At 67.3% G+C, this 25,444-nt stretch carries 26 protein-coding genes; 10 read left to right on the plus strand and 16 right to left on the minus strand.

Features of this window, described 5'->3' with window-relative positions; all coding sequences use genetic code 11:
- The 3 genes from QZ753_RS12635 to QZ753_RS12645 all read left to right on the plus strand — a co-directional run.
- Positions 1–273: four-helix bundle copper-binding protein (locus QZ753_RS12635; RefSeq protein WP_294644158.1), on the plus strand; the 273-nt coding region annotated here is incomplete at its 5' end.
- Positions 270–686 (plus strand): DUF305 domain-containing protein, encoded by a 417-nt coding sequence (locus QZ753_RS12640; RefSeq protein WP_294644159.1) that lies wholly within the window; start codon positions 270–272, stop codon positions 684–686. The genes QZ753_RS12635 and QZ753_RS12640, both read left to right, overlap by 4 nt.
- Before the next feature lie 77 nt (positions 687–763).
- Entirely contained in the window at positions 764–1,507 is a 744-nt protein-coding gene (locus tag QZ753_RS12645) for a phosphatase PAP2 family protein (protein WP_294644160.1), read from the plus strand.
- Positions 1,508–1,591: 84 nt separating this feature from the next.
- On the opposite strand, the gene QZ753_RS12650 is transcribed toward QZ753_RS12645, so the two are convergent.
- From QZ753_RS12650 to QZ753_RS12695, 10 genes are all read right to left on the minus strand, one after another.
- Complete coding sequence (locus tag QZ753_RS12650; RefSeq protein ID WP_294644161.1) at positions 1,592–2,695, minus strand: substrate-binding domain-containing protein; 1,104 nt, start codon at positions 2,693–2,695, stop codon at positions 1,592–1,594.
- A gap of 69 nt (positions 2,696–2,764) precedes the next feature.
- A complete protein-coding gene (locus QZ753_RS12655) occupies positions 2,765–3,709 on the minus strand; it encodes an ABC transporter permease (RefSeq protein WP_294644162.1) in 945 nt (314 codons plus the stop codon).
- A gap of 14 nt (positions 3,710–3,723) precedes the next feature.
- Positions 3,724–4,677 carry an ABC transporter permease gene (locus tag QZ753_RS12660; protein WP_294644163.1) on the minus strand — a complete coding sequence of 318 codons (954 nt, stop codon included), beginning with the start codon at positions 4,675–4,677 and terminating at the stop codon, positions 3,724–3,726.
- Positions 4,674–6,182, minus strand: a complete 1,509-nt coding sequence (locus QZ753_RS12665; RefSeq protein WP_294644164.1) for a sugar ABC transporter ATP-binding protein — start codon at positions 6,180–6,182, stop codon at positions 4,674–4,676. The genes QZ753_RS12660 and QZ753_RS12665 overlap by 4 nt, the downstream gene beginning before the upstream one ends.
- Positions 6,172–6,897: an SDR family oxidoreductase gene (locus tag QZ753_RS12670; RefSeq protein WP_294644165.1), complete on the minus strand. Its 726-nt coding sequence runs from the start codon at positions 6,895–6,897 to the stop codon at positions 6,172–6,174. The genes QZ753_RS12665 and QZ753_RS12670 overlap by 11 nt, the downstream gene beginning before the upstream one ends.
- Positions 6,898–6,936: 39 nt before the next feature.
- Complete coding sequence (locus QZ753_RS12675; protein ID WP_294644166.1) at positions 6,937–8,022, minus strand: NAD(P)-dependent alcohol dehydrogenase; 1,086 nt, start codon at positions 8,020–8,022, stop codon at positions 6,937–6,939.
- Positions 8,023–8,132: 110 nt separating this feature from the next.
- Positions 8,133–9,068 carry an AraC family transcriptional regulator gene (locus tag QZ753_RS12680; protein WP_294644167.1) on the minus strand — a complete coding sequence of 312 codons (936 nt, stop codon included), beginning with the start codon at positions 9,066–9,068 and terminating at the stop codon, positions 8,133–8,135.
- Positions 9,065–10,471, minus strand: coding sequence for an FGGY family carbohydrate kinase (locus QZ753_RS12685; protein ID WP_294644168.1), 1,407 nt, complete (start codon positions 10,469–10,471; stop codon positions 9,065–9,067). Before QZ753_RS12685 ends, QZ753_RS12680 begins: the two co-directional genes overlap by 4 nt.
- A 4-nt stretch (positions 10,472–10,475) precedes the next feature.
- A complete protein-coding gene (locus QZ753_RS12690) occupies positions 10,476–10,805 on the minus strand; it encodes an L-rhamnose mutarotase (protein WP_294644169.1) in 330 nt (109 codons plus the stop codon).
- Positions 10,789–11,589 (minus strand): DeoR/GlpR family DNA-binding transcription regulator, encoded by an 801-nt coding sequence (locus tag QZ753_RS12695; RefSeq protein ID WP_294644170.1) that lies wholly within the window; start codon positions 11,587–11,589, stop codon positions 10,789–10,791. Before QZ753_RS12695 ends, QZ753_RS12690 begins: the two co-directional genes overlap by 17 nt.
- Before the next feature lie 200 nt (positions 11,590–11,789).
- Between QZ753_RS12695 and QZ753_RS12700 the strand changes: the two genes are divergently transcribed.
- The 4 genes from QZ753_RS12700 (at position 11,790) to QZ753_RS12715 (ending at position 16,153) form a co-directional block, all read left to right on the plus strand.
- Positions 11,790–13,877 (plus strand): bifunctional rhamnulose-1-phosphate aldolase/short-chain dehydrogenase, encoded by a 2,088-nt coding sequence (locus QZ753_RS12700; protein ID WP_294644171.1) that lies wholly within the window; start codon positions 11,790–11,792, stop codon positions 13,875–13,877.
- Positions 13,878–13,912: 35 nt separating this feature from the next.
- Positions 13,913–15,202, plus strand: a complete 1,290-nt coding sequence (rhaI, locus tag QZ753_RS12705) for an L-rhamnose catabolism isomerase (RefSeq protein WP_294644172.1) — start codon at positions 13,913–13,915, stop codon at positions 15,200–15,202.
- Between the two features lie 11 nt (positions 15,203–15,213).
- A complete protein-coding gene (locus QZ753_RS12710) occupies positions 15,214–15,768 on the plus strand; it encodes an SIS domain-containing protein (RefSeq protein ID WP_294644173.1) in 555 nt (184 codons plus the stop codon).
- A 64-nt stretch (positions 15,769–15,832) separates the two neighbouring features.
- A complete protein-coding gene (locus tag QZ753_RS12715) occupies positions 15,833–16,153 on the plus strand; it encodes a plasmid stabilization protein (protein WP_294644174.1) in 321 nt (106 codons plus the stop codon).
- 72 nt (positions 16,154–16,225) lie between these two features.
- Here QZ753_RS12715 and QZ753_RS12720 read toward each other — a convergent pair whose 3' ends face one another.
- Positions 16,226–16,579 (minus strand): hypothetical protein, encoded by a 354-nt coding sequence (locus tag QZ753_RS12720; RefSeq protein WP_294644175.1) that lies wholly within the window; start codon positions 16,577–16,579, stop codon positions 16,226–16,228.
- Positions 16,580–16,815: 236 nt separating this feature from the next.
- On the opposite strand from QZ753_RS12720, the gene QZ753_RS12725 reads away from it, so the two are divergent.
- From QZ753_RS12725 to QZ753_RS12735, 3 genes are read left to right on the plus strand one after another with little or no spacing between them, the layout of a single operon-like run.
- Positions 16,816–17,958: an acyl-CoA dehydrogenase family protein gene (locus QZ753_RS12725; RefSeq protein WP_294644176.1), complete on the plus strand. Its 1,143-nt coding sequence runs from the start codon at positions 16,816–16,818 to the stop codon at positions 17,956–17,958.
- 46 nt (positions 17,959–18,004) lie between these two features.
- Positions 18,005–18,916, plus strand: coding sequence for a 3-hydroxyisobutyrate dehydrogenase (gene mmsB, locus QZ753_RS12730; protein WP_294644181.1), 912 nt, complete (start codon positions 18,005–18,007; stop codon positions 18,914–18,916).
- Entirely contained in the window at positions 18,913–20,604 is a 1,692-nt protein-coding gene (locus tag QZ753_RS12735; RefSeq protein WP_294644177.1) for an AMP-binding protein, read from the plus strand. Before mmsB ends, QZ753_RS12735 begins: the two co-directional genes overlap by 4 nt.
- 15 nt (positions 20,605–20,619) lie before the next feature.
- Here the strand turns inward: QZ753_RS12735 and QZ753_RS12740 are convergent, their stop codons facing one another.
- From QZ753_RS12740 to QZ753_RS12760, 5 genes are all read right to left on the minus strand, one after another.
- Complete coding sequence (locus QZ753_RS12740; RefSeq protein ID WP_294644178.1) at positions 20,620–21,006, minus strand: response regulator; 387 nt, start codon at positions 21,004–21,006, stop codon at positions 20,620–20,622.
- A gap of 179 nt (positions 21,007–21,185) precedes the next feature.
- Positions 21,186–22,169, minus strand: coding sequence for an ABC transporter permease (locus QZ753_RS12745; protein ID WP_294644179.1), 984 nt, complete (start codon positions 22,167–22,169; stop codon positions 21,186–21,188).
- Between the two features lie 11 nt (positions 22,170–22,180).
- Entirely contained in the window at positions 22,181–23,728 is a 1,548-nt protein-coding gene (locus QZ753_RS12750; protein ID WP_294644180.1) for a sugar ABC transporter ATP-binding protein, read from the minus strand.
- 110 nt (positions 23,729–23,838) lie between these two features.
- Positions 23,839–24,819: an ABC transporter substrate-binding protein gene (locus QZ753_RS12755; RefSeq protein ID WP_055883711.1), complete on the minus strand. Its 981-nt coding sequence runs from the start codon at positions 24,817–24,819 to the stop codon at positions 23,839–23,841.
- A gap of 125 nt (positions 24,820–24,944) precedes the next feature.
- Positions 24,945–25,367: an RbsD/FucU domain-containing protein gene (locus tag QZ753_RS12760; protein ID WP_294644182.1), complete on the minus strand. Its 423-nt coding sequence runs from the start codon at positions 25,365–25,367 to the stop codon at positions 24,945–24,947.
- Positions 25,368–25,444 lie beyond the last annotated feature (77 nt).

The following is a 25,444-nucleotide window of genomic DNA, read 5'->3' on the forward strand; positions in this document are numbered from 1 at the left end:
CTGTCGACCGCCATGCACCACTGCCTCGAGGCGGGCGTAGATCACACCCAACCCGCGCACTTCCGTCTGATGGCGGCCTCTGCCGAGATGTGCCGGGCGTCGGCCCACATCATGCTGACGGGGTCGGAGGCTCATCGGCATTCCTGCGCCGCCTGCGCCGACATTTGCGCGGCCTGCGCGGACGACTGCGAGCGCATCGGCGGCATGGACGAGTGCGTCCGCGCGTGCCGCGAGTGCGCCGGACACTGCCGCCGGATAGGAGCGATGCAATGAGCCGCGCAACTCGCTGCCTCGCCTTCGCTCTCGTCGTGGCAACGCCGCTTGCAAGCGCGCGGGCGCAGGATGCCACCCAGCCCGCAGCAGGCCAAGCCGCTATGAACCATGACGCCATGGGCCATGGCTCAGCATCGCCATCTGGCAGCCCAACGGCGAGCCAGAAGATGATGCAGGCGATGGACACGATGCATCAGGCGATGGCGAAGGAGCCGATGACCGGGCAACCGGGGCTCGACTTCGCCCGCATGATGATCCCGCACCACCAGAGCGCCATCGACATGGCGCGCGCCTACCTCGACAGCGCTGAAGGTGATCCGATGCTGACCCGGATCTCGCGCGACGTCATCTCCTCGCAGGAGAAGGAAGTCGCCGAACTGCGGGCCTGGATCGAGGCTCACAAGGGACAGTAGCCACAAGATTGGGCGGGCGGATCGACGGATCCGCCCGCCCACTCGCCCGCCTTCGCGAGCGACATATCTTGCCGGGAATGGAACCAACCGACTCCGCTCCCCGCATATCGAAGCCGCATCTTGCGATCGAGCGCATACCGATCCTGCGCAAGGTCGAGGTGCGGGGGCTCGCCTTCTTCGGCATCATCTCCGCGTCACTCTTCGGCTTCCTCACCATCGCCAGCGAAATGCGGGAAGGGGAGACCCACGCGTTCGACGACGCAATCCTGCGCGCGCTTCGAAGCCCGACCGACCCCGCGGACCCGATCGGCCCGTTCTGGGTCGAGGCCGTGATGCGCGATCTGACAGCGCTCGGCGGCTACACGGTCCTCTCGCTCATCCTTGTGCTGGCGGTCACGTACCTCCTGATGAAGGGCAAGCGGGCCTCGGCCTTCATGATGGCTGTCGCGGTCGTTGGCGGCGTGATCCTGTCCAACCTTCTGAAGATCGGCTTCGACCGGCAGCGGCCGGACGTCGTGGCCCATCTCGTCGATGTTCACAGCCTCAGCTTTCCCAGCGGTCATGCCATGCTGTCGGCCGTCACCTACCTGACGCTCGGCGCATTGCTCGCGAGGTCGGAGCGCGGGATCGTCATGCGCGCCTATTTCATGGGCGTCGCGATCGTCCTGACCCTGCTCATCGGATCGAGCCGCGTCTATCTCGGCGTCCATTATCCGACCGACGTGCTGGCCGGATGGTGCGCCGGCTCCGCCTGGGCCTTCGTCTGCTGGTGGATGGCGCGGTGGCTGCAGCATCGCGGCAGGGTCGAGCCGAGTTCCTGACGAATATACTTTCCGCGTGTCGCCAAACGCAAACGGCGCCGGTTCCCGCAGGAACCGACGCCGTTCTCGTAAGTCGGCTTTGCCTTAGAAGTCGAAGTTGTTGATGTCGGCCTTGGTGAAGACCTTCGGTGCGCCGAGCAGGATCTGGCTCTGGTTGACGACCTGCAGGTCGCCGAGGCGCCCGGCCTTGAACGTCGTGTCGCCCGGCTTCAGCGTGCCGTCGGCCACCGCGCGCATCGCCATGCCGGCGGCATAACCAAGATCGACCGTCGACCAGAGGATCGTCGACTTGATGCAGTCGCCGTTGACGTAGGGCTTCATGGCGTTCGGCAGCGCAAGGCCGACCACCGCGACCTTGCCGCACAGCTTGTTCTGCTGCACGGCCTCCGAAGCGGCCGGGGTGGCGACCGACGTCATGCCGAGGATGCCCTTCAGCTCGTCGCCGTACTTGTTGATCAGCGTCTGCGCCTGGTTGAAGGACAGAATGTTGTCCTCCTGCGCCTCGACCGTCTCCAGGAACTTGATCTTGGGATGGCACTTGGCGGCGTAGGCGCCCATCTCGCTGATCCAGCGGGCCTGGTTCGGCGTCGTGAACGTCGAGGTGACGATCGCGAACGAGCCTTCCTCGCCGATCTCGGAGGCGAGCTGGTCGATCATCGACTTGGCGACGCCGTTGGGCTCGGCCTGATTGACGAACCACTGGCGGGCATCGGCTTCGGCGTCGGCGTCATAGCCGACGACGTTGATACCGGCTTCCAGCGCGCGCTTCAGAACCGGCGCGATGGCGACCGGATCGTTCGCGGCGAAGAGAATGCCGTCGACGCCGCTCGTGATGTAGTTGTCGATGAAGGTGATCTGCTCGTCGATGTTGGCCTTCGTCGGACCGTCGGTGGTGACGGTCATCGAGCCGAGCTCCTTCGCCGCTTCCTGGATGCCGGAGGCGGTCGAGTTGAAGTAGCCGACGCCCACCAGCTTCGGAATGTCGACGACCTTCAGCGGCTTGCCCTTCCGGTCGGGCGCGCCGGTCGGCGAGCCGCCGTTGTAGTCGCCGGGCGGCACGGCGGTGACGCTGGCGTCGCAGGCGAGCGGGTTGGTCGGCTGGTCGTCGCCGCCGGTCCAGGCGCTCTGCGCCATGGCCGGTGCGGTCAGAAGGCTGGTGCCGACGAGAAATGCCAGAAGGGTGCGCATGCCGTTGTCTCCTCCACGATGACGTTGGGCTGGTCTTCAGTCCCGGCCGCTTCCGGCCGGAGCGATGCCTCAGTCGCCGGAATAGCGGCTGAGGAAATTCGAGATGAGCACGGCCACGATCAGCACGGCTCCGATGATGACGATGGTGCCGTCGCCGCGCACGCCGGACAGCGCGAGGCCGTTCTTCAGCACCTGGACGAGGCAGAGCCCGAGCAGCGTTCCGACGACGAGGCCGCGTCCGCCGAAGATCGAGGTGCCGCCGAGCACGACGGCCGTGATGACGTCGAGCTCGATGCCCGACCCCATGTCCGAACGCGTGGTCGAGACGCGGCTGACGAAGACGACGGCCGCGAGCGCCGAGACGAAACCGGAGGCCGAGTAGATCCAGAGCTTGGTCTTGGCGACGTCGATGCCGGAGAAGGCTGCGCCTGCCTCGTTGTTGCCGATGGCGTAGGTCGCCCGACCGAAGGCCGTGTAGCGCAGGATGAAGAAGCCGACGAAGGCGACGATGGCGAGCAGCCAGAGCTGCGTCGGAACGCCGAACACGTCGCCCTGTCCAAGTTCGAAGAACCACTTCGGATAGCCGCGGATCGACTGCGCCTGGCTGATGCCTTCGGCCAGGCCGCGATAGAGGGCAAGGGTCGCCAGCGTCGCGATCAGCGGCGGCACGCGGAAGCGGGTGATGATGAGCCCGTTGATGAAGCCGGCCAGCGTTCCGACCACCATCGACAGTCCGACGGCGACGGGAAGCGGGAGCCCCAGCGTCTTCCAGAACACGCCGATCAGGATCGCGCAGAGGCCGAGGATCGAGCCGACCGAGAGGTCGATGCCGCCGGTGACGATCACGAAGGTCATCACCACCGCGATCAGGCCGACCTCGGTGAGCAGTCGTCCCTGATTAAGGAGGTTGGCGGCGGTGAAGAAGCGCTCGTTGTCGATTGCGAGGACCGCCAGCGCGAGGGCGAGGATCAGAGCGAGGATCGCCTCGTGGCGGAGGAGGGAGCGAAAGGTCATGGTTCTCTCCTCCCTCAATTCGCTCGCCCGCGGCGCGCCATGTCGGCGAGCACCGTTGCGAGGATGAGGATGCCCTGCACCGCGCGCAGCCAGTAGGCCGACACGTTGAGGAAGATCAGCGACGAGCCGATGGCGGCGAAGAGGATCGCGGCGAGCGTCGAGCCGACGACGGTCCCGATGCCACCAAGGATGGAGACTCCGCCGACCACCGACGCCGTGATGACGATGAGTTCGAGGCCGTTCGGGACGGTGGACTGGATCACCTGAAGCTGCGTGGCGAAGAGGATTGCGGCGACGCCGGCGATGAGCCCGTGCAGCGCGAAGACCTTCACGATCGTCGCCTTGTAGGGAATACCGGACGCTTCCGCCGCTTCCGGGTTGCCGCCGACCGCGTAAATGGCGCGGCCGAAGGCAGTGGAGCGCAGCATGAAGGCGAAGCCGATGGTCATGAGGATCATGAACCAGACCGGGGAGGGTACGTCGAAGAGGCGGAACTGCGCGAGCTGGAACTCGGGCGGCAGGCCCGAGATCCAGGCACCGCCCGTCACTGTGATCAGGCCGCCTCGCAGGATCGAGAGCATCGCCAGCGTCGCGATGATCGACGGCACCTTGAGATAGGCGATCAGGGCGCCGAGCCCCGCGTTGACGACGCCGCCGATCAGGACCGGCAGCAGCCACGAGACCCAGACGGGGTAGCCGCTGGTGACGAGAATGCCGGAGACCGTCGCCAGAACACCGATCAGCGCACCCACCGACACGTCGATATGGCCGGAGATGATGACCATCGACATGCCGATCGCGGCGACCGCGATGTAAGCGTTGCCGACGAAGATCGAGGTCAGGTTGTTCTGCGAGATGAAGCGCGGGTTGATCCAGCCGACCACCAGGAAGAGCGCCGCGATCGCGACGACCAGCAGCAGTTCCTGGCCCGACGACGACAGGCGGCGCGAGAGCGTCGGACCCTTCATGCCGCGTGTCCCGTCATCATGGCGGTGCCGACGGCGTCGGGCGTGGCGTCGGCGCGGTCGAGGATCGCCGTCATCCGTCCGCCGTTCATCACGAGGACGCGGTCGCTCATGCCGAGCACCTCGGGCAGTTCGCTCGATATCATGATGATGGCGAGCCCTTGGCGCGCGAGCTGGTTCATGAGCTTGTGGATCTCGGTCTTGGCGCCGACGTCGACGCCGCGCGTCGGCTCGTCGAGGATGAGGATGCGCGGGTCGGTCGCCAGCCACTTGGCGATGACCACCTTCTGCTGGTTGCCGCCCGAGAGCTGGGCAACGACCTGGCCGGGGCCGCGGGCGCGGATAGCGAACCGCTTGATGGCGTCTTCGGCCAGCGCCTTCTCGCGCGCCGTGTCCACCACGGAGCGGCGCGTCAGCCGGTCGAGGATCGCCATCGAGACGTTCTCGCGGATCGTCTGCGGGCGGACGAGGCCGTGCTGCGCCCGGTCTTCGGGCACGTAGGCGATGCGCTTGTCGATCGCCTCGCGCACGCTGCCGACCTTGACCGGCTTGCCATCGATGAGGATTTCGCCGGATGTGGCAGGCGTCACGCCGAAGATCGTCTGCGCGAGTTCGGTGCGGCCGGAGCCGACGAGCCCGGCGATGCCGAGGATCTCGCCCGCCCGCACCGAGAAGGTCACGTCGCGCACCTTGCCGGCGTGGGCGAGGTCGCGCACTTCGAGCACCGTCTCGCCGATCGGGATGTCTTCCTTCGGAAACAGTTCGTCGATGTCGCGCCCAACCATCATCGAGACAAGGCTGGCTTCCGTCACCTCGCCGACGGGCTTGGTGGCGATCGTCTTGCCGTCGCGCAGCACCGTCACACGGTCGGAGATCTCGAAGATCTCGTTCATGCGATGGCTGACGTAGATGATGCCAACCCCTTGCGCGCGTAGCGAGCGCACGACGTCGAGGAGGCGCCGGACGTCGGCCTCGGCGAGCGCCGCGGTCGGCTCGTCCATGATCAGGGCGCGCGCGTTCTTGGAAAGGGCTCGCGCGATCTCGACCCGCTGGCGGTTGGCGACCGAGAGCTTGGACACCGTCTCGTCAACGTCGAGATCGGGGCAATCGAGCCGGTCGAGGATCTCGCGCGCCCGGCGACGCATCGTCGCCCAGTCGAGCGTTCCGCGGGCGGTGCGCGGCGCGTGGCCGACGAAGATGTTCTCGGCGACGCTCAGCGCGGGAAACAGGAGGAGTTCCTGGTGGACCACGGCGATGCCCTGATCCTGCGCGTCGCGCGGGCCATCCAGCTTGCGCGCCTGCCCGTCGATCTCGACGGCGCCGCCGTTCGGCTGGTGCGCGCCCGACATGATGCGGATCATGGTCGACTTGCCGGCGCCGTTCTCGCCCATCAGGGCGTGGACTTCGCCGGGGCGAAGATCGAAATCGACGCCTTTCAGCACCGAGACCGGGCCGAAGGCCTTCTCGATCGCGCGTAGCGCGATGATGGGCGCGGTTTCAGTTGACAAGGAAGCCCCCCTCGATCGGCATGGCATGGCCGTGGATCATGGCGGCGGCGTCCGAGAGCAGGAACAGGATGGTCTCGGCGACGTCTCCGGTCTCGGCGAAGCGGCCGACCGGGGTGCGGGCCAGCATCGGTCCGCCCTTCTCCGGCGCGCTCCAGGCGACGCGCGCGAGCTCCGTCAGGGTGATGCCGGGGTTCACGGCGTTGACGCGGATGCGGTGGGGGCCGAGCTCGTTGGCCATCACGCGCGTCAGTCCGTCCAGCGCCCCTTTCGAGGCGCAGTAGGCGGCATGGTCGCGAAAGCCGAGGAAGGACGAGATCGAGGACACGTTGACGATCGCCGCCGGGACCGAGCGCCGGATCACGTCGCGCGCGAAGACCTGGGAGACGATGGCGGCGGCGCGCACGTTGATTGCCTGAACCTCGTCGAAGGACTCGTCCTTCATCTCGAGGAACGGCTCGAGGATGTTGATCCCGGCGCAGTTCACCAGGAGATCTGCCGGCAGGGCCTCTTCCGCAGCCCGGCGAGCCGCCGCGGCATTGCCGAGATCGACGGTGATCGTGCGGCAGCCGATCTCGGCCGCCAGCGTCTCGAGGTCCGCACCGGTGCGGCCCAGCGCCACGACGTCGGCGCCGCGGTCCCGCAGGAGCGTCGCGACGTGACGGCCGATGCCTTTTCCGGCACCGGTGACGATGGCAATCCTACCCTTGAAGTTCATCCTCGTTCCTCCCGAACGCGGTGGATGGTGCGGGGTGATTCAGTCCCCGATCCCCATCTCGATCTGCATCTTGACCTCGCCCTTGGGCGCCTTCGCCGCGAGCTCGAACGCCTCGACGCTCTGGTCGAACGTGAAGGTGCGGGTGATGAGCGGCGACACGTCGACGGCGCCGGACGCCAGCATCGCGACGCAACGCGGAAACACGTGGGCGTAGCGGAACACGTGCTCGACGCGCGCTTCCTTCAGCATCGCCTGCGAGACGTCGTAGGCCGGGTTCGACAGGGGGATGCCGACGAACACCACGACACCGCCGGGGCAGAGCGGCTCGAAGATCGTCGCGATGGCCTTTTCAGAGCCCGCGCATTCGTAGATCACGTCGGCGCCCCAGCCCTCGGTCGGTGCCTTCACGGCCTCGACGAGGTTCTCGCGCGACACGTTGACCGTCGACACCGAACCGAGCTTGCGGGCGATCTCGAGTTTCGTGTCGTCGATGTCGGACACGATGACATGGGCACAGCCCCCGGCGAGCGCCGCCAGCACTGTGACGAGGCCGATCGGCCCCGCGCCGATGACGACCGCGACGTGGCCGGGCGCCGCCTTGGCTTTGGTGACGGCATGGACGCCGACGGCCAGAGGCTCGACCATGGCGGCGGCCGCGAAGGACACGTTGTCCGGCAGCTTGAAGGTGAAGGCCTCGGGATGCACCACGCTCGGGCGCAGCACGCCGTGAACCGGCGGGGTCGCCCAGAACTGGACGGCCGGGTCGAGGTTGTAGAGCCCGAGGCGCGTCGCCCGGCTGTTGGGGTCGGGGATGCCAGGCTCCATGCAGACGCGGTCGCCCGGCTTCAGCGTGGTCACCGCCGAGCCGATCTCGGTCACGATGCCGGAGGCTTCGTGGCCGAGGATCATGGGCTCGCGCACCACGAAGGGGCCGATGGCGCCGTGGGTGTAGTAGTGTACGTCGGAGCCGCAGATGCCGACCGTGTGGATCGCGATGCGCACGTCGTGGGCGCCGAGCGTCTCATCGACCGGGCAATCGCGCAACGCAAGCTTGTCCTTGGCCTCCAGGACCAGCGCCCGCTGGTCGCCCGCCGTGCTGGCCTTCAGCGCGTCGATGTTCCGCATGACCGACTCTCCCCCCTTGATCCTCATCCGTGCTGCCAGGACGCTAGGTGGCTTCCCATCCGCCCGCGACGCCTCAATGCACGACATTGCAAACTTTTTTGGCCGATATATTAGGCGACCCGCGTCTCGCCGGTTCGGTTGGCGCGGATGCGGCGCGACTCGTCCCGGTAGGCCGACGGCGTCTGCTGGCAGACGGCGTAGAACTGCCGGTTGAAGTTGGCGGTGTTGTTGTAGCCGACGTCGTAGCAGATGCGGGTCACGGGCAGATCGGTTCCGGTGAGTAGTGCGCACGCCTGCTGCACCCGCATCCGGTTCACGTAAGACGTGAAGTTATGGCCCGTCTGGTGCTTGAAGAAACGGGAAAATGCCGTCACTTCCATATTGCAGACGGCCGCGGCCTCGCCGAGCGAGATGTCGGTGGCGTAGCGCTCGCTGATGAAGGCGATGACGCGGTCGAGGCGCCGCGAGGCGGACGTGTGGAGCCCGAGCGACGGCGCGTAGCGCGCCAGAACCCGCCGCTCTTCCGGCCGGGCGGCGAGACCTGCCAGAAGCGACAGGAAGGACACCAGCCGTCCGGCCCCCCGCTGATGCTCCATGGCGCAAAGTTTTCTGCGTCCCTGCTCGGCCGTCTCGCCATGGAACTCGACACCGAACGCCGCGTCCCGCAGCAGGGCACGAAGATCGGCGAACTCGCTGAAACCGTTCACCAGCGTCTCGCAGACCGCCGCGTCGAACTGGACCAGCACATCGCGGTTGGGCAGCCGTCCTCCGGGGTCGAGATCGCTGATCCAGTTGTGCGGCAGGTTAGGCCCGGCCAGCACCAGACAGCCTTCCTGAAATGGACCGACATAGTCACCGACCATCATCCGCCCGCGCCCGGCGGTGACGAGATGCAATTCGTACTCGGGGTGGCGGTGCCATTTGGCGAGATGATGCGGGTAGTCGTGCTTCGCCCAGCGGATGCTCTCGCCGGGCCCGCGCAGGATGATCTCGAGCGCGGGGTCGTTGCCGGTGGCGGGCGCGGCGTCCGGGCGGTCGCAGGTCATGCCGTCTCCTCCAGACGAAATGCTTTGGCCGTCGCGCTCCACGTCGCACGATACCGCTCGAGGTTCGGCAGGGGCCGATCGGGAAGGGCGCGCTCGGCAGACGGTTGTATCGCGGCATCGGGGCCGAGCGCCAGAAGGGCCGCGCCGGCGCTCGTGCCCGTTCCCTCGGCGGGCGCCGAGACCGGCCGTCCGGTCAACTCGCGCAGCGCCGCAAGATAGAGGTCGTTTCGTGAAAACGGCCCTTCGACGATCGTCGGACCATCGGCACCGATATTGCGCAGGACCGCCTCGGTCGAGAGCGCGGCGTAGAGGCTGGCGGCCGCCGTGCGCTCGGCGTTCGTCAGAGTGCGTGGACCGACCGACCAGCCGCCCGGACCATCGGGGAACGGGCCGCTGCCGCGCGTCTGGCCCGGCAGGGCCATGATGCCGCGCTCGACAACGGAGGCGATGGTCGCCTCGTCGGGCGCCTCCGGCCGGCTTTCGGTCAGCAGGTCGAAGTCGCGTCCGCCCATGAAGATGCCGGACGGCACGGTGCGCCCGAAGGCGTCGGCATTGCCGAGCGTGCTGAGCGTGGGATCGAGACGCACGGCGCGGCCCCCGATCGCGAAGCTCACGATCCACGTTCCGGTGGAGACGACCGAGAACGGTGTCGATCGCGACAGGAGATGCGGCAGGAGCGAGGCGTTGGAATCGTGGATGCCGCACGCCACGGGGATACGGCCCCGGTCTCCGAGGCCCGCGCGGTCGGCAATGTCGGGCAGTAGGGGCCCGAGCGTCTCGAAGGCCGACCGCCGCTTCGGAAAGAGGTCGCGCCAGCCCATCTCGTCGACGAGCGAGGAGTAGTCACCGCGCTGCGGCGACCAGAGATCGGAGTGGCAGGCCAGCGATGTGGTTTCGACGGCGGCGATGCCGGTCAGTCGCCATGCCCAATATTGCGGATAGGTGAGGATCCAGCGCGTCCTCGCGAAGGCGTCGGGGAAGCGCTTCTGCAGCCAGAAGAGCTGCCGCCCGACATTGAGGCCTTGCCCCATCGGCGGCGACAGGGTCTCGGAAAACGACGGACGCACGGCGTCGTAGGCGTCGCTTTCCGGACCGGCGATGTCGAACTCGTAGTCGATCATCGGTAGGGCGAGGCCGTCGTCGTCCACCAGCACGATCGAGGCGCCGTGCGTCGTGATCGCGATAGCGTCCAGCGGATATCCCTCCGCCACCTCGCCGAGCGACGCGACGACGAAGGCGAAGAGGCGGTCGAGATCGTAATGCGGATAGGGTCCGTCGCGCCGCACCGCGTTGGTCGTCGATCGAAACGCCAGATCGCGCCGCTCGGCGAGATCGTGCATCACCACCTTGGCGTTGGTCTTGCCGATATCGATCACGGCGACATGACGGGCAGGGCGATCCATGCGCTCAATCCATCCGGAACATCGGTTCAAGGGGCGTGACAACGGGCGAGGCGTCCGCGTTAGTGTCCATGATGTCGGCCATCATCGCCCACCAGCGCTTCATCACCTCGTGCTGCGGCAACGCGTCCATACCGTGATCAGCTGGTCGCTTAAGGATGGCGAAGAGGTGGTTCGTCTCCGGATCGAGGTGGATCGAGTAGTCGCGGATGCCCGCCTCGCGCAGGAGCGCCACGAGGTCGGCCGGAATGTCGTCGTGGCGGCGGCGATAGGCATCGGCCTGACCGGGCTTCAGGACCATGCGGAAGGCGAGCGTTTCCTCAGGCGCGCTGGCCATTCATGCCTCCCTCGACCTTGGCGACCACGAGCTGCACCCCGGCCGATTCCACCATCGCGGCGTCCTTGTCCGAGATCGCCTCGTCGGTGACGAGGATCTGCGCCCGTTCGAGCGGCGCGAGAAGCAGGCTCGAACGGTTGGCAAACTTCGAATGGTCGGCAAGAATCACCAGCTCGTCCGCCTGCCGCATGAGCCGCTGTTCGGACTGGATGATCAGGGGATCGGTTTCGGCCAGACCCAACGCCGAGACGCTCTGCACGCCCATGAACATGCGCCGGGCGCGAAAATGCGCGGTTCCGTCGGCCTCGAACGGCGACAGGATCAACCCTTGCGCGCGATACACGGCACCCGCCGGCAGGAGAACCGTGCATCGCGAATGCTGCATCAGGTGTTCTGCGATCGGAAACGAGTTGGTCATTACCTGAAGGCTGGCGTCGGTCAGGAAGTGGACCATCTGGAAGGTGGTCGAGCCGCCGTTGATGATCGCGGCGTCGTCGTCCTCGCAAAGGCGAGCGGCCTCGCGCGCGATGGCCCGCTTCTCCGCGACATTCACCGTCCGGGCGATCGCTAGATCCGATCCACCCGGCAGGCCGGGCACGGACGACGACATCGCCTCGGCGCCCCCGCGCACCTTGCGCAGCCTCCGCGCCGCCGAGAGGGCCTGAATGTCACGGCGGATCGTCGCCTCGGAGGCGCCGGTCAAAGCCGCGAACTCCTGCACGGTACCGACCGAGCGCCCCTTCAGGGCACTCAGAATCATCCGCTGGCGTTCGCGTTCGTGCATGCTCATCCTCCCGGAACGGACCATCGAACGACACCGCCGCGATGTCAATCATGCTCGATCATATTCAATCATTGTGCGCTGCATTATGATCGGTTGTGATCGTTTCTGTTGACATGTGGCCGCATGGGGAGGATGGTCCGCGCGCCGATCCGACGCGGAGGACGCGAGGGGCGGGCGGCGATTCCGAAAAGAGGTTGGCGATGAGCGCGGCGACGAAACTGCTGGAAAACCGCTGGGACGATGCGCGCGCGGCAGCAATGAGCGAGCCCGAGCGTTTGCTCTATCGCTCCAACCTTCTGGGTTCCGATAAGCGCATCACCAACTACGGTGGCGGCAACACCTCGGCCAAAGTCCAGCAGAAGGACCCGCTGACCGGTGAGGACGTCACCGTCTTGTGGGTGAAGGGCTCGGGCGGCGACGTCGGCACCATGAAGCTCGACGGCTTCGCCACGCTCTACATGGACAAGCTGGAGCAGCTGCGGTCGATCTATCGCGGCGTCGAGCAGGAGGACGCGATGGTCGGCCTCCTCAACCACTGCACCTTCGATCTCAACCCGCGCGCCGCCTCGATCGACACCTCGCTGCACGCCTATCTTCCCTACCGCCACGTCGACCACATGCATCCCGACGCGGTGATCGCGATCGCCGCCACGAAGCGATCGCGCGAGCTGACGCGCGAAATCTACGGCGACGAGATCGGCTGGCTCGGCTGGCGTCGTCCGGGTTTCGAGCTCGGGCTGGAGCTGTCGCGCTTCGCCGCCGAGCATCCGAGCGCCAAGGGCGTGGTTCTCGAAAGCCACGGCCTCTTCACTTGGGGCGACACGGCCAAGGACTGCTACGAGACGACGTTGCGCATCATCAACCGTGCCATCGAATGGTTCGACGGCCAGCTCGCCGGCAAGGCCGCGTTCGGCGGCGAGGCCAGGGCGCCGCTTGCACCGGACGAGCGGCGCCGCATCGCGGCCCGGCTGATGCCGGAAATTCGGGCGCGCATCGGCCAGGACGAACGCAAGATCGGCCATTTCGACGACTCCGATGCGGTGCTGCAGTTCGTCGGATCGAAGGATCTCGACGCGCTGGCCGCGCTCGGCACCTCGTGCCCCGACCACTTCCTGCGCACCAAGATCCGGCCGCTGGTCCTGACCTTCGACGGCGATGTCGGCGCCGTGGTCTCCGGGCTCGACGCCTCGATCGAGGCCTACCGCGAGGGCTACCGCGCCTATTACGCCCGCTGCCGGCACGACAACAGCCCGGCGATCCGTGACCCGAATGCGGTGATCTACCTCGTGCCCGGCGTCGGGATGATGTCGTTCGCCAAGGACAAGGCGACGGCCCGCATCGCCGCCGAGTTCTACGTCAACGCGATCAACGTGATGCGCGGCGCGTCCGGCGTCGACGTCTATCAGGGACTGGACGAGCAGGAGGCCTTCGATATCGAGTACTGGCTGCTCGAAGAGGCGAAGCTCCAGCGAATGCCGAAGCCGAAGTCGCTGGCCGGGCGCGTCGCGTTCGTCACCGGCGGTGCGGGCGGCATCGGTCGTGCGACCGCCGAGCGGCTCCTGCGGGAAGGCGCCTGCGTGGTGTTGGCCGATATCGACGCGGGCGCGCTCGACGGCGCTAAGGCCGAGCTGTCGAAGAGCTTCGGCGCGGACCAGGTTCGCGGCGTCCTCGTCAACGTGACGGACGAGGCGGCGGTGGCCAAGGGCTTCGTCGATGCGGTCGCCGAGTTCGGCGGGCTCGATATTCTCGTCTCCAACGCTGGCATCGCCTCCGCTTCGCCGATCGAGGACACGACGCTGGAGGTCTGGAACCGCAACATCGACATTCTGGCGACCGGCTACTTCCTGGTGTCGCGCGAGGCCTTTCGCCTGTTCCGCCGCCAGAAGCTCGGCGGTGCCGTCGTGTTCATTGCGTCGAAGAACGGTCTGGCGGCCTCGGCGGGTGCTTCGGCCTACTGCACGGCGAAGGCGGCCGAGATCCATCTCGCGCGCTGCCTGGCGCTGGAGGGAGCGGACGCCGGCATCCGCGTCAACACGGTCAACCCGGATGCGGTGCTGCGCGGTTCGAAGATCTGGAACGGCGAGTGGCGCGAGCAGCGGGCGGCTTCCTCGAAGATCGGCGAAGACCAGCTGGAGGAGCACTACCGCGCGCGCTCGCTGCTGAAGCGCTCGGTCTTTCCGGAGGATATCGCGGAAGCCGTCTATTTCCTCGCGAGCGACCTGTCCGCCAAGTCCACCGGCAACATCGTCAACGTCGACGCCGGCAACCAGATCTCGTTCACGCGCTGACGCGTTCATCCATCCGGCCGCCGGGAGGGCAAGCCATGAGTATCCACAAGGACGTCATCGAGGCGGCCAACGAGCGGCTGCACGCCGATCACGAGGCGGACTACGCCGCGCTGGGGCAGAAGCTCGAACGCCGCGGCGTCTCGATCGACGAGGTGACGCGCAAGGTTTCGGCCTTCTCGGTCGCCGTCCCGTCCTGGGGCGTCGGCACGGGCGGCACGCGGTTCGCGCGTTTTCCGGGGGCCGGCGAGCCGCGCGGCATCTTCGAGAAGCTCGACGACTGCGCGGTGATCAACGATCTCGGCCGCGCGACGCCGGCCGTCTCTCTGCACTACCCCTGGGACAAGGCGGACCCCGCCGATCTTCGGGCGAAGGGCGAGGAACTCGGCCTCGCCTTCGACGCGATGAATTCGAACACCTTCCAGGATCACCCGGACGACCCGCGCCAGCCGCTCTCCTACAAGTTCGGCTCGCTCTCGCATGTCGACGCGGCGGTCCGCGCCCAGGCAGTCGAACACAACCTCGAGACGGTCGAACTCGGCGCGGCCATCGGGTCCAAGGCACTGACGGTCTGGGTCGGCGACGGCTCCAATTTTCCGGGTCAGAGCGATCTCGGTCGCTCGTTCGAGCGGTACCTCGAAGCGATGAAAGGCATTGCCGGGCGGCTGCCGGACGACTGGCGCATCTTCTCCGAGCACAAGATGTACGAGCCGGCCTTCTACTCCACCGTGATGGCGGACTGGGGGACGAGCCTGATGACGGCGATGGAACTCGGGCCCAAGGCCTTCTGCCTCGTCGACCTCGGGCACCACGCGCCGAACGTCAACATCGAGCAGATCGTCTCGCGGCTCATTCATGCCGGGAAGCTCGGCGGCTTCCATTTCAACGATTCGAAATACGGTGACGACGATCTCGACGCCGGGTCGATCGATCCGTTCCGCCTCTTCCTCGTCTTCAACGAACTGGTCGAGGCCGGGACGCGGCTCGACGCGCTCCATCCGTCCTACATGATCGACCAGTCGCACAACGTCACCGATCCGATCGAGAGCCTGATCCGCTCGGCGAGCGAGATCCGGCGTGCCTACGCGCAGGCCCTGCTCGTTGATCGGGATGCGCTGCGCGGGTATCAGGACGAGAACGACGTCATGATGGCCTCCGAAACGCTGAAGGCCGGCTTCCGCATCGACGTCGAGCCGATCCTGGCGAAGGCGCGGCTGGATGCGGGCGGGGCTATCGATCCCGTCGCGGCCTACCGGACGAGCGGCTATCGTGCCCGCGTCGCCGGCGAGCGTCCGGCTGCGCGGGCGTCCGGCGGCGGTATCGTCTGAGGGAGCCGACCATGACCAATCTCTACCGCACCGCCATCGAGGAACTGGCGCGCGTCGCGGACGCGATCGACGATCGCGCCGTGGACGAGGCCTGCCGGCGCATAGCCGAGGCGCGGCATGTCAGCGTCTATGCAGGGGGACGTGAGGGTCTGCAGGTGAAGGGTTTCGCCATGCGGCTCTTCCATCTCGGCCGATCCGTTTCGGTCGTAGGCGACATGACGACCCCGGCACTCGGGCCGGGCGACCTATTCTTCGTCGTCTGCGGGCCGGGCGAGATCTCGACGGCCGTCGCGCTGGTCGGGGTCGCCAAGGCGGCGGGCGCGGCGGTGGTCGTCGTGACCGCGCAGCCGCAGGGACGGGTGCCGGGGATGGCCGATTACGTCCTCACCGTGCCGGCGCAGACGATGGCCGACGACCAGGGCGCTGCCGCGACGTCCGTCCTGCCGATGGGCTCGCTGTTCGAGGGCGCGCTGTTCGTGCTGTTCGAGGTCATGGTCCTGAAGCTCAAGACCCGCCTCGGCGTCAGCCCCGAGGCCATGCGCGCCAACCACACGAACATGGAATAGCCGGGCGGAACCGTCGCGCGCGGCGATCGGTTTTCCTGACGACGTCGATCGACAGGAGGTTTCGATGCCAAGAGGCGACAAGTCGAAATACACCGACAAGCAGAAGCGCAAGGCGGAACACATCGCGGAGAGTTACGAGGAGCGCGGCGTTCCCGAGAAGGAAGCCGAGGCGCGGGCCTGGGCGACCGTCAACAAGGACAGCGGCGGCGGCAACAAGAGCGGGTCGGGGCGAGGCCAAGCGGAAACGCATGCGTCGGCCCGGAAGGGCGGCGAGACGGTCGGAACGGCGTCGGCTTCTCGCACGGCCGCCCAGCGGTCCGAATCTGCCAAGAAAGCGGCCGCGACCCGCAAGCGAAACGCCGAGGCTCACGCAGCGCACGCCTGACGACGCCTCCGAACGTTGCAAAAAAAGGGCGCTGGATCTGGGATCCAGCGCCCTTTCGTATTCTTGGAGAAATCAGTTCGTCTTGACCGTGTCGTCGCCAGCGCTCGTGCCCGGAACCGGCACGCTCGTGTCCTTCGGAACCGCGGTCGCGTCGGTCGGGACGACGACGGTGCTGGCGGCGTCGGCCGGCATGGTCGAGGCCACGCCGGTCCCGTTGCCGGGCACCGGGATCTTGCTGGTGTTGGCGTCCGTCGAGGCCGGCGGCGCGTCCTTCGTGGTGGTGACGGTGCTGGCGGCGCCGGCAGGCATGGCGGATTCTTCGCCTGCGCTCGTGCCCGGAACAGGGTTGGTCGTCTCGGAAGACTGGGCGAGGGCCGCCGTGGACAGGGCGGCCGTGGCGGCGAGGGCGAGGATCAGGCGGTTCATGACATACTCCCCAAAAGACTTCGAACACGCCGGACACAGCGCTCCATTCGCTGCACTCTTCGGCACCGTGTCAGAACTCACGCGGTCACTTTTGGTTCCCGTCGCGCGAATCCGAGGACGACGGCAGGACATCCTCGGGCGCCGGGCGCGGCACTTGGACGAACGCACCGACGCAGGCTATCGTCGCTTCAGAATCGCCGAAGGCCGACGAAGATGCGACCGGGCGGGAGGACGGAATGAACGCTTTCGCGCTCGGGGCGGACCGGGAAGCGATCCGGGCCATGGCGCTCGAATTCGCCGCGGAGAAGATGGTACCCTTCGCCGGGGCCTGGGACCGAAACCGCGAACTGCCGGTGGAGACGCTGCGCGAGGCCGCATCGCTCGGGATGGGCGCGATCTATGTCGACGAAGCGCAGGGAGGCTCGGGTCTCGGACGCCTCGATGCGGCAGTGATCTTCGAGGCCCTGGCGACGGGCTGCCCGAGCGTCGCGGCCTTCCTATCGATCCACAACATGGCGACCTGGATGGTCTCGCGCCACGCCGCGGCACCGCTTCGCGAGGCCTGGCTTCCCCGTCTTGCGAGCATGGAGGCGATCGCCGCCTATGCGCTCACCGAGCCCGACGCCGGCTCGGATGCCGGTTCGCTGCGCACCCGCGCCGCGCGTGACGGCGAGGACTACCTGATCGACGGGACGAAGCAGTTCATCTCGGGCGGCGGGATCGCCGATGCCTATGTCGTCATGGCGCGCACGGGCGGGGAGGGGCCGTCCGGCGTCTCGGCATTTCTGGTGCCGGGTGATGCGGCGGGTCTCACCTTCGGCGCCAACGAGCAGAAGATGGGCTGGAATGCACAGCCGACCCGCGCCCTCGTCTTCGAGAACTGCCGCATTCCCGCTGCCAACCGGCTCGGCGAGGAGGGGCAGGGCTTTGCGATCGCGATGGCCGGTCTCGATGGCGGGCGCCTGAACATCGCGGCCTGTTCGCTCGGCGGTGCCTCGGCGGCCCTCGACAAGGCCATCGCCTACATGAACGAGCGCCGCACGTTCGGAAAGCGGCTGGCCGAGCATCAGGCCCTGCGCTTCCGGATCGCGGACGCCGCGACCGATCTCGAGGTCGGCCGAAGCATCCTCTGGCGCGCCGCCGCCGCGCTCGATGCCGGCGATGCAGAGGCCACCACGCTCTGCGCGATGGCCAAGCGCGTCTGCACCGACAAGGGGTTCGCGATTGCCAACGAGGCGCTGCAGATGCACGGCGGCTACGGTTATCTCGCCGACTACGGGCTTGAGAAGATCGTGCGCGACCTCCGGGTGCATCAGATCCTCGAGGGAACCAACGAGATCATGCGCGTGATCGTCGCACGGCAGGTGCTGGGTCGCTGAGGCCCCGCATCGATCGTCGGCGTGTCAGCGGGAGGGAGCTATCATGATGGGTCAACCGACCATCGCCTTCATCGGCCTCGGCAACATGGGGCGGCCGATGGTGTCGCGGCTCGTGGCCGCGGGCGCAGCCGTGCGCGCGTTCGACGTCGTCCCCGCTGCGCTGGAGGCCGCGGCGAAGGCCGGCGTACCGACGGCCGCGACCATGGTGGAGGCGCTGCGTGACGCGGATGTTCTGATCACCATGCTGCCCGCCGGACAGCACGTCGTCGGCGTCTGCGCCGAGGCCTACCCGCTCCTGCCGGCCGGCGCCCTTCATATCGACTGTTCGTCGATCGACATCGCCAGCGCGCGGGCCGTCCACGCGTCCGCCGCCGGGCGCGGCCTCCTGTGCGTCGATGCTCCGGTGTCCGGCGGCACGGGCGGAGCCGAGGCCGGCACGCTGACCTTCATGCTGGGCGGAGACGGGGCCGCGATCGAACGGGCTCGGCCGATCCTCGAGCCGATGGCAGGACGCATCGTCCATTGCGGCGAGGCGGGGACGGGGCAGGCTGCGAAGATCTGCAACAACATGATCCTCGGCATCTCGATGATCGGTGTCTGTGAAGCCTTCACGCTGGCCGAACGGCTCGGTCTCTCGCATCAGGCCCTCTTCGACGTCGCCTCGAAGTCGTCGGGCCAGTGCTGGTCGTTGACGAGCTACTGTCCCGTGCCGGGCCCTGTTCCCGCCTCGCCCGCCAACAACGATTACCGGCCGGGTTTCGCGGCGGCGCTGATGGCGAAGGATCTCGGTCTTTCGCAGGCTGCGGCCGCTGGTGCCCATGTCGAGACACCGATGGGTGCGCTCGCCCGCGCCCTCTACGATCGGTTCGTGGAGGAGGGGGCCGGCGGGCGTGATTTCTCCGGCATGATCGAGTTCCTGCGCGGCATGGCCGACGCCCACCGGGAGACAGCGCGATGACGACGCTTCTGGAGGCGCGCGACTTTCTCCTCGCCCATCGCGACGATCTCGACGCCGCGCGCGCAGGCTTCCGCTGGCCGGAGCCCGAGAGGTTCAACTGGGCGCTCGAATGGTTCGACGGGGTGCTGGCCGCCGACCCGGCCTTGCGCGACCGACCTGCGCTGCGGATCGTCGACTGCGCGACGGATACCGAGACGAGCATCAGCTTCGCCGAACTGTCGGAGCGCTCGAGCCGGCTCTCCAACACGCTGCGCGGGCTGGGGCTCGGGCGAGGCGACCGCCTGCTCCTCCTGATGGGCAACGAGCCGCTTCTCTGGGAGGTGATGCTCGCAGCCTTCAAGCTCGGCGTGGTGGTCATCCCGGCGACGCTCCTCCTGACGGCCAGCGAACTGGCGGACCGGATCGCGCGCGGCGGCGTCAAGGCGGTGGTCACGGAAGCCGGTCAGTGCGAGAAAGTGGACGAGGCGGGCTTCACCGGTCTGCGCCTCGTCTCCGGGGCGACGGAGCGGGGCGGCTGGACGTCGCTCGACCGCCGCCGGACGGCGTCCGCGCACTTCGAGCCGGACGGGGAGACGCGCGGCGACGATCCCCTGCTTCTCTACTTCACCTCCGGAACGACGGCGAAGCCGAAGCTCGTCCTGCACACGCACAGGACCTATCCGATCGGCGCGCTGACGACGATGTACTGGCTCGGGCTCCGGCCGGGCGACGTGCATCTCAACGTTTCTTCGCCGGGCTGGGCGAAGCACGCCTGGAGTTCCTTCTTCGCCCCCTGGAACGCGGGTGCCTGCGTCCTCATCATCAACCAGGCGCGCTTCGATGCGAAGGTGCTTCTCGCCGCGATCGCCAAGGCCGGAGCGACGACGCTCTGCGCACCCCCGACGGTCTGGCGCCACATCGTGCAGGAGGACCTGCGGAGCGTCCGGCACGCCTTGCGCGAGCTTTGCGCAGCCGGAGAGCCGCTCAACCCGGAGGTGATCGAGCAGGTGCGTGCCGCTTGGGGACTTCGCATCCGCGACGGCTACGGCCAGACCGAAACCACCGCGATGGTCGCGAACGCGCCGGGGCTCGAAACCGCATCGGGTTCGATGGGACGGCCGCTACCGGGATACGAGATCGAGATCCTCGACGCCGACGACCAGCCTTCGACGGAGGGCGAGGTCTGCGTGCGGCTCGGCGCCGTGCGCCCCGCCGGTCTCATGGCCGGATATCTTCGCGACGACGGAACGCTGTCGGGCGCGGACGGGGCCGTCTATCGCACGGGGGACGTCGCCTACCGCGACGACGGCGGCGGCCTGACCTTCGTCGGTCGATCGGACGACGTCTTCAAGTCGTCGGACTACCGGATCAGCCCTTTCGAGCTCGAAAGCGTCCTGATCGAGCACGAGAGCGTGCGGGAAGCGGCCGTCGTGCCGCTCGCCGATCCGTTGCGGCTTGCGGTGCCCCGTGCCTTCGTGGCGCTTGTCGACGGGGCTCGGGCGGATCTCGAAACGGCCCGGTCGATCCATGCCCACGCCGCCAAGCGGCTCGCGCCGTTCAAGCGCATCCGCGAACTCGTGATCGTCTCGGAGCTTCCGAAGACGGTCTCCGGCAAGATCCGCCGCGTCGAGTTGCGGCGGCGGGAAAGCGGGGAGATTTCGGACGAGATGGTGCTCGCGCAGTTCACCGAGCGGCAACTGGCGGACTGAGGACGATCCGCCAGCTCAGGCCGAGCGCGCGGTGGACAGGACGCGGCCGAGCATCGAGACGAGGGCCGTTCCGTCGCAGGGCTTGTTGCAGACCTCGACGCCTGGATAGCGCTCGGTGAGCGTGCGCTTCTCGCCTTGTCCCGTATGGAACAGGAAGGGGACGTGCGCCTGCCGCAGGTAGTCGGCGACCGGATACGACGCCTTGCCGTGAAGGTTCACGTCGAGGATCGCCGCATCGAAATGTTCGGTCTTGGCGCAGGCCTCGGCGCTCGCCAGCGTGGCCGCACAGGTGACGCGGGCGCCGTTGTCGTGAAGCTCCGCCTCGATGTCGATGGCGACGAGGAACTCGTCTTCCACGACCAGAACGTGCTTCCCCGCCAGAGTCGCCCTTGTGGTTGCCACGAAACCCGACCTCACTCAACTCGAACCGGAGCCGCCGGGGGCGACTGCAGAGGGCGCGGCGGCATGCCTTCGAGCACCGCCTTCGTCAAAGCCGTAGTATGGGGCGGAGGTTCCTTCCGAACAGATAAGCGGCCGGGAACCCACGGAGGTTCCCGGCCGCCTGTCACTTGCGTGTCACATCAGCCGCGGCGGCGGCGGAGCTGGTCGAAGTAGACGATCACGATGATCAGGCCGCCGGTGATGATCCGCTGCCAGAACGAATTGACGTTCAGGAGGTTGGCGCCGTTGTTGATCGTGGCGAGGATGAAGGCGCCGATCAGCGGACCATGAATCGATCCCACGGCGCCGAAGAGACTGGTGCCGCCGATGACCGACGACGCGATCGCCTGCAGTTCCCAGCCCTCGGCCTGCGTCGCGTTGCCGACGCCGATGCGGGTGGCGAGCAGCACGCCGACGAAGGCGGCGCAGATCGCCGACAGCGAGTAGGCCATGTAGATGGTGCGCGAGACGTTGACGCCGGACAAGCGCGCGGCCTCGGGGTTGGAGCCGACCGCGAAGAGGTAGCGGCCGAAGCGCGAGCGGTGCAGGAAGACGAAGGCCGGCACAGCGACCACGATCACCATCCAGAACAGGTTGGGGATGCCGAGGAAGCTGTTGCGCGAGAACTCGTTGAAGGCCGGATCGGTGATCGAGATGGTCGAGCCGTTGGTGATGACCAGGCCGATGCCGCGCAGCGCGGTCAGCGTCGCCAGCGTGATGATGAAGGGCGGCAGGCCCATCTTCACGATGCCGAACCCATGGAACAGGCCGATCGCCAGACCCATCACGAGGGTGAGGATCACCGACAGCCACACCGGGAAGCCGGACTGCAGCAGATAGGCGATGACGGTCGTCGAGAAGCCGACCACGGCGCCGACCGACAGGTCGATGCCGGCGGTGATGATGACGAAGGTCTGGCCGATCGCGAGGATCGCGATCATCGAGCCCTGGCGCAGCAGGTTCGAGATATTGTTGGCGGTGGCGAAGGTCGGCGTCGCGAAGGCCAGGAAGACCCACAGCGCGACCAGGAGGCCGAGAAGGGTCAGCGCGAACAGGAAGCCGAAGTTGCGGCGCGGCTTCTTCAGGGCGGCGACGGCATCGGCGTTGGAGCTTTGAATGGTCATGTTCGCCTCGTTCAGACGCCGATCGCCTGGGTGAGAATGTCCTCGTGCGTGGACTGGTGGAAGCCGTGGGTGCCGACGAGGTGGCCGCCGCGGAACACGTGCAGCGTGTCGGCCAGTTCGTAGACTTCCGGCAGGTACGACGAGATGAGGAGGATGCCGGCGCCGTTCTTCAGGAGCTGGCCGAAGAGCCGATAGATCTCGGCCTTGGTGCCGACGTCGACGCCGACCGTCGGCTCGTCGAAGATGAAGACTTCGGCGCCGTGGTTGAGCCACTTGCCGATGACGATCTTCTGCTGGTTGCCGCCCGACATGGACGACGCCAGCGAACGGCGGCTCGGGGTCTTGATCGACAGGTTCTTGATCTGCCGGTCGGCGTGCTCGGCCTCCATCCGCGAGGAGATCGTGATGCCTTTCGTCAGCCGGTCGTAGATCGGAAGGTTGAGGTTCAGCCCGATCGGAAGGTTGAGGGCGAGGCCCTGGTCGCGGCGGCTCTCGGGCGCGAGCGCGATGCCGAGATCGATCGCCTTGCGCTCGGTCGCGATGTCGACCGGCTGCCCCTTCCAGAGGATCTGGCCATCGGTCTTCGGATTGCGCCCGAAGAGGCTGAGCGCGAACTCGCTGCGACCCGCACCGATCAGGCCGTAGAGCCCGACGATCTCGCCCGCCCGAACGGTGAGCGAAACGTCGGAGAAGCCGGCGCCGGAGAGGTTGCGCGCCTCGATCAGCGGGGCGCCGATCGGCACGTCGTCCTTATGATAGATCTGCTCCAGCGAGCGGTTGATCATCATCGCGACGAGTTCGGCGTCGTTGGTCTCGCCGATCAGCCGGGTACCGACATGGGTTCCGTCGCGCAGGACCGACACGCGGTCGGCGAGCTCGAAGATCTCCTCCATGCGGTGGCTGATGTAGACGATGGTCACGCCTTCGGACTTGAGCCGTCGGATCAGCGTGAAGAGCTGGGCGGCCTCCTGGCGCGTCAGGTAGGCGGTCGGCTCGTCGAAGATCAGGAAGCGCGTACCGCGCAGCGAGGCTCTGGCTGTCGCGACCAGCTGCTGCTGGCCGATCGTCAGCGAGCCGAGCTCGGCCTCGGCCGGCAGATGGAAGCCGAGATCGTCGAGGATCGCCTGCGCGGCCTCGTTCATCTTGCGCTTCTGGAGGAGGCCGAAGCGGACGCTCTCGTCGCCGAGGAAGATGTTGGCGGCAACCGACAGGTGTCGGCACAGCACCACCTCCTGGTGCACGGCATTGATGCCGTGATCGATCGCTTCCTGCGGGGTCGCGAGATCGACCGGCTTGCCCTGCCAGAGGACCTCCCCGCTCGTGCGACGGATCACGCCGGTCAGGAGCTTGATCAGCGTCGACTTCCCCGCGCCGTTCTCGCCGACGATCGCGTGCACCTCGCCGGCCTTGAAGGCGAGCGAGGCGGGCTTGAGCGCAAGCACCGGGCCGTAGCTCTTGGCGAGCTGGCGCAGTTCAAGGATCGTCGTGCCCGCGGCCGGAAGCGGGTCCGACGTGGGGTGAAGATCGACGGGTAGGGGATCGTGATGCGTGGGGGACATGTCACCCTCCGAAGCGCTGCGTCGAAGCGCGCCATCCGCGTAGCGGACGACGGGCGCGAGCCTGCATCAGGCGAGGCGGGCGACGGAAGCCGCCCGCCGACCGATGGTCGTTACTTGACCTTCGGGTTGAGCAGCTCCTGCGAGCGCGGCTCGTTCATGTTCTCGGTGGTGACGAGGTTGGCGCCGGTGTCGACGTTCTTCTCGACCGTCTCCTTCTTGGAGGCGGCGAGTGCCGTCTTGATGCCGTCGTAGCCCATCCGGTACGGATCCTGGACCACGAGACCCGAGATCACGCCGTCCTTGAGGAAGCCGACGAGACGGTCGTCGCTGTCGAAGCCGATCAGCGCGACCTTGTCCTTCACGCCGTTCTCGGCGACCGCCTGACCGGCGCCCTGCGCCATGATCAGGTTCGAGGCAAAGATGCCGACGAGGTTCGGGTTGGCGGTCAGAAGGTCGGTCGTGATGTTCAGGCCGGTCGCGGCCTGGCCGTCGGCGTAGCGATCGGCCACGAGCTTCAGGCCGGGGTGCTTGGCGAGCTGCTCGATGAAACCCTTCTTGCGCTCCTCCAGCGAACCGGCGTTCGGCGCGTTGGTGATGAGGGCGACTTCACCCTCTTCCTTGCCCGTCTTCGCCTTGATCGCAGCGGCCAGACCGTCGGCAGCGATGCGGCCGCCCTGGACGTTGTCGGTGGTGAGGAACGAGGTGAAGGCGGTGGATTCGGCCGAGGAGTCGATGCCGATGATCGGAACCGACTTGGCGGCTTCGGTGATCGGGGGGCCGAGAGCGGTGCGCTCGGTCGGCGCGATCACGATCGCGGCCGGGTTGCCGGCCACCGCGTTCTCGAGGATCGAGATCTGGCCGTTGATGTCGGTTTCGGCCTGTGCGCCGAGCTCGGGCACGTTGACGCCGAGATCCTGGCCGGCCTTGCGGGCGCCGGCTAGCACGATCTGCCAGTAGAAGGACGTCGTGTCCTTGACGATGATCGGAATGGTCGGCTGCTGCGCCAGAGCTGGGCCGCTCGGCAGGCCGAGGGCGAGGGTGGCGGCGGCGATACCGGCGAGTGCGAGCCGGCGGGTAAGCTTCAAAGACATCTGGGTTCCTCCCAAAAATGGACCGTTTATTCCGGTTCTTCTTCTGATTGGCATAATCATACCGTATCGGCGGTGGAGCTGGTTGGCAAGGGCTTCGCAGCTCGAAGTCGCGGTGATCCGGCGGTTTAGAGCACCCCTGTCTTCAAGATGAGGTTGCCGTAGTGGCGGGTCTCACCCGTAGCGACGATCAGGGATGCCGTTCTGGCGCGCTCGTAGAACGCGAATCGTTCCAGCGAGCGGATCGAGAAGTCGCCGGCGCGGCGGCGGACGACCTCGGCGAATTCTTCGGCGATCGGCGGGACCGCGTCGGGATCGCCGACGACCTCCATGCGGAACGCGGCGGCCTCGACGAACGTGTCGAGCGGCAGGTGGGCGAGGATCGCGTCCGCGGCGGCGACGGCATCGATCCCGTCGAGACGCACGACACGGGGCCCGAGCGAATGTGAGGGGAAGTTCGCGTCGGAGATGACCAGTTCGTCGCCGTGTCCGAGCGAACGCAGGGCGTGCAGGAGGTCGGGCCCCAGCATCGGATGAATGTTGCGCAGCATGACGTCCCCGCTCAGATGTTGGTCCAGCCGCCGTCGATCGAAATCGCCTGGCCCGTCACGAAATCCGATTCGTGCGA

Source organism: uncultured Aureimonas sp. (assembly GCF_913775355.1).
Lineage (GTDB): Bacteria > Pseudomonadota > Alphaproteobacteria > Rhizobiales > Rhizobiaceae > Aureimonas.

Bases quoted from the DNA above. Each gene is read 5' to 3' on its own strand.
- QZ753_RS12645 (WP_294644160.1), top strand. From the start codon at position 764: ATGGAACCAACCGACTCCGCTCCCCGCATATCGAAGCCGCATCTTGCG.
- QZ753_RS12750 (WP_294644180.1), bottom strand. From the start codon at position 23,728: ATGTCCCCCACGCATCACGATCCCCTACCCGTCGATCTTCACCCCACG.
- QZ753_RS12685 (WP_294644168.1), bottom strand. From the start codon at position 10,471: ATGGATCGCCCTGCCCGTCATGTCGCCGTGATCGATATCGGCAAGACC.
- QZ753_RS12760 (WP_294644182.1), bottom strand. From the start codon at position 25,367: ATGCTGCGCAACATTCATCCGATGCTGGGGCCCGACCTCCTGCACGCC.
- QZ753_RS12670 (WP_294644165.1), bottom strand. From the start codon at position 6,897: ATGAACTTCAAGGGTAGGATTGCCATCGTCACCGGTGCCGGAAAAGGC.
- QZ753_RS12745 (WP_294644179.1), bottom strand. From the start codon at position 22,169: ATGACCATTCAAAGCTCCAACGCCGATGCCGTCGCCGCCCTGAAGAAG.
- QZ753_RS12680 (WP_294644167.1), bottom strand. From the start codon at position 9,068: ATGACCTGCGACCGCCCGGACGCCGCGCCCGCCACCGGCAACGACCCC.
- QZ753_RS12640 (WP_294644159.1), top strand. From the start codon at position 270: ATGAGCCGCGCAACTCGCTGCCTCGCCTTCGCTCTCGTCGTGGCAACG.
- QZ753_RS12675 (WP_294644166.1), bottom strand. From the start codon at position 8,022: ATGCGGAACATCGACGCGCTGAAGGCCAGCACGGCGGGCGACCAGCGG.
- QZ753_RS12725 (WP_294644176.1), top strand. From the start codon at position 16,816: ATGAACGCTTTCGCGCTCGGGGCGGACCGGGAAGCGATCCGGGCCATG.
- QZ753_RS12700 (WP_294644171.1), top strand. From the start codon at position 11,790: ATGAGCGCGGCGACGAAACTGCTGGAAAACCGCTGGGACGATGCGCGC.
- QZ753_RS12660 (WP_294644163.1), bottom strand. From the start codon at position 4,677: ATGAAGGGTCCGACGCTCTCGCGCCGCCTGTCGTCGTCGGGCCAGGAA.
- QZ753_RS12720 (WP_294644175.1), bottom strand. From the start codon at position 16,579: ATGAACCGCCTGATCCTCGCCCTCGCCGCCACGGCCGCCCTGTCCACG.
- QZ753_RS12710 (WP_294644173.1), top strand. From the start codon at position 15,214: ATGACCAATCTCTACCGCACCGCCATCGAGGAACTGGCGCGCGTCGCG.
- QZ753_RS12650 (WP_294644161.1), bottom strand. From the start codon at position 2,695: ATGCGCACCCTTCTGGCATTTCTCGTCGGCACCAGCCTTCTGACCGCA.
- rhaI (WP_294644172.1), top strand. From the start codon at position 13,913: ATGAGTATCCACAAGGACGTCATCGAGGCGGCCAACGAGCGGCTGCAC.
- QZ753_RS12715 (WP_294644174.1), top strand. From the start codon at position 15,833: ATGCCAAGAGGCGACAAGTCGAAATACACCGACAAGCAGAAGCGCAAG.
- QZ753_RS12755 (WP_055883711.1), bottom strand. From the start codon at position 24,819: ATGTCTTTGAAGCTTACCCGCCGGCTCGCACTCGCCGGTATCGCCGCC.
- QZ753_RS12735 (WP_294644177.1), top strand. From the start codon at position 18,913: ATGACGACGCTTCTGGAGGCGCGCGACTTTCTCCTCGCCCATCGCGAC.
- QZ753_RS12690 (WP_294644169.1), bottom strand. From the start codon at position 10,805: ATGGCCAGCGCGCCTGAGGAAACGCTCGCCTTCCGCATGGTCCTGAAG.
- QZ753_RS12655 (WP_294644162.1), bottom strand. From the start codon at position 3,709: ATGACCTTTCGCTCCCTCCTCCGCCACGAGGCGATCCTCGCTCTGATC.
- QZ753_RS12695 (WP_294644170.1), bottom strand. From the start codon at position 11,589: ATGCACGAACGCGAACGCCAGCGGATGATTCTGAGTGCCCTGAAGGGG.
- mmsB (WP_294644181.1), top strand. From the start codon at position 18,005: ATGGGTCAACCGACCATCGCCTTCATCGGCCTCGGCAACATGGGGCGG.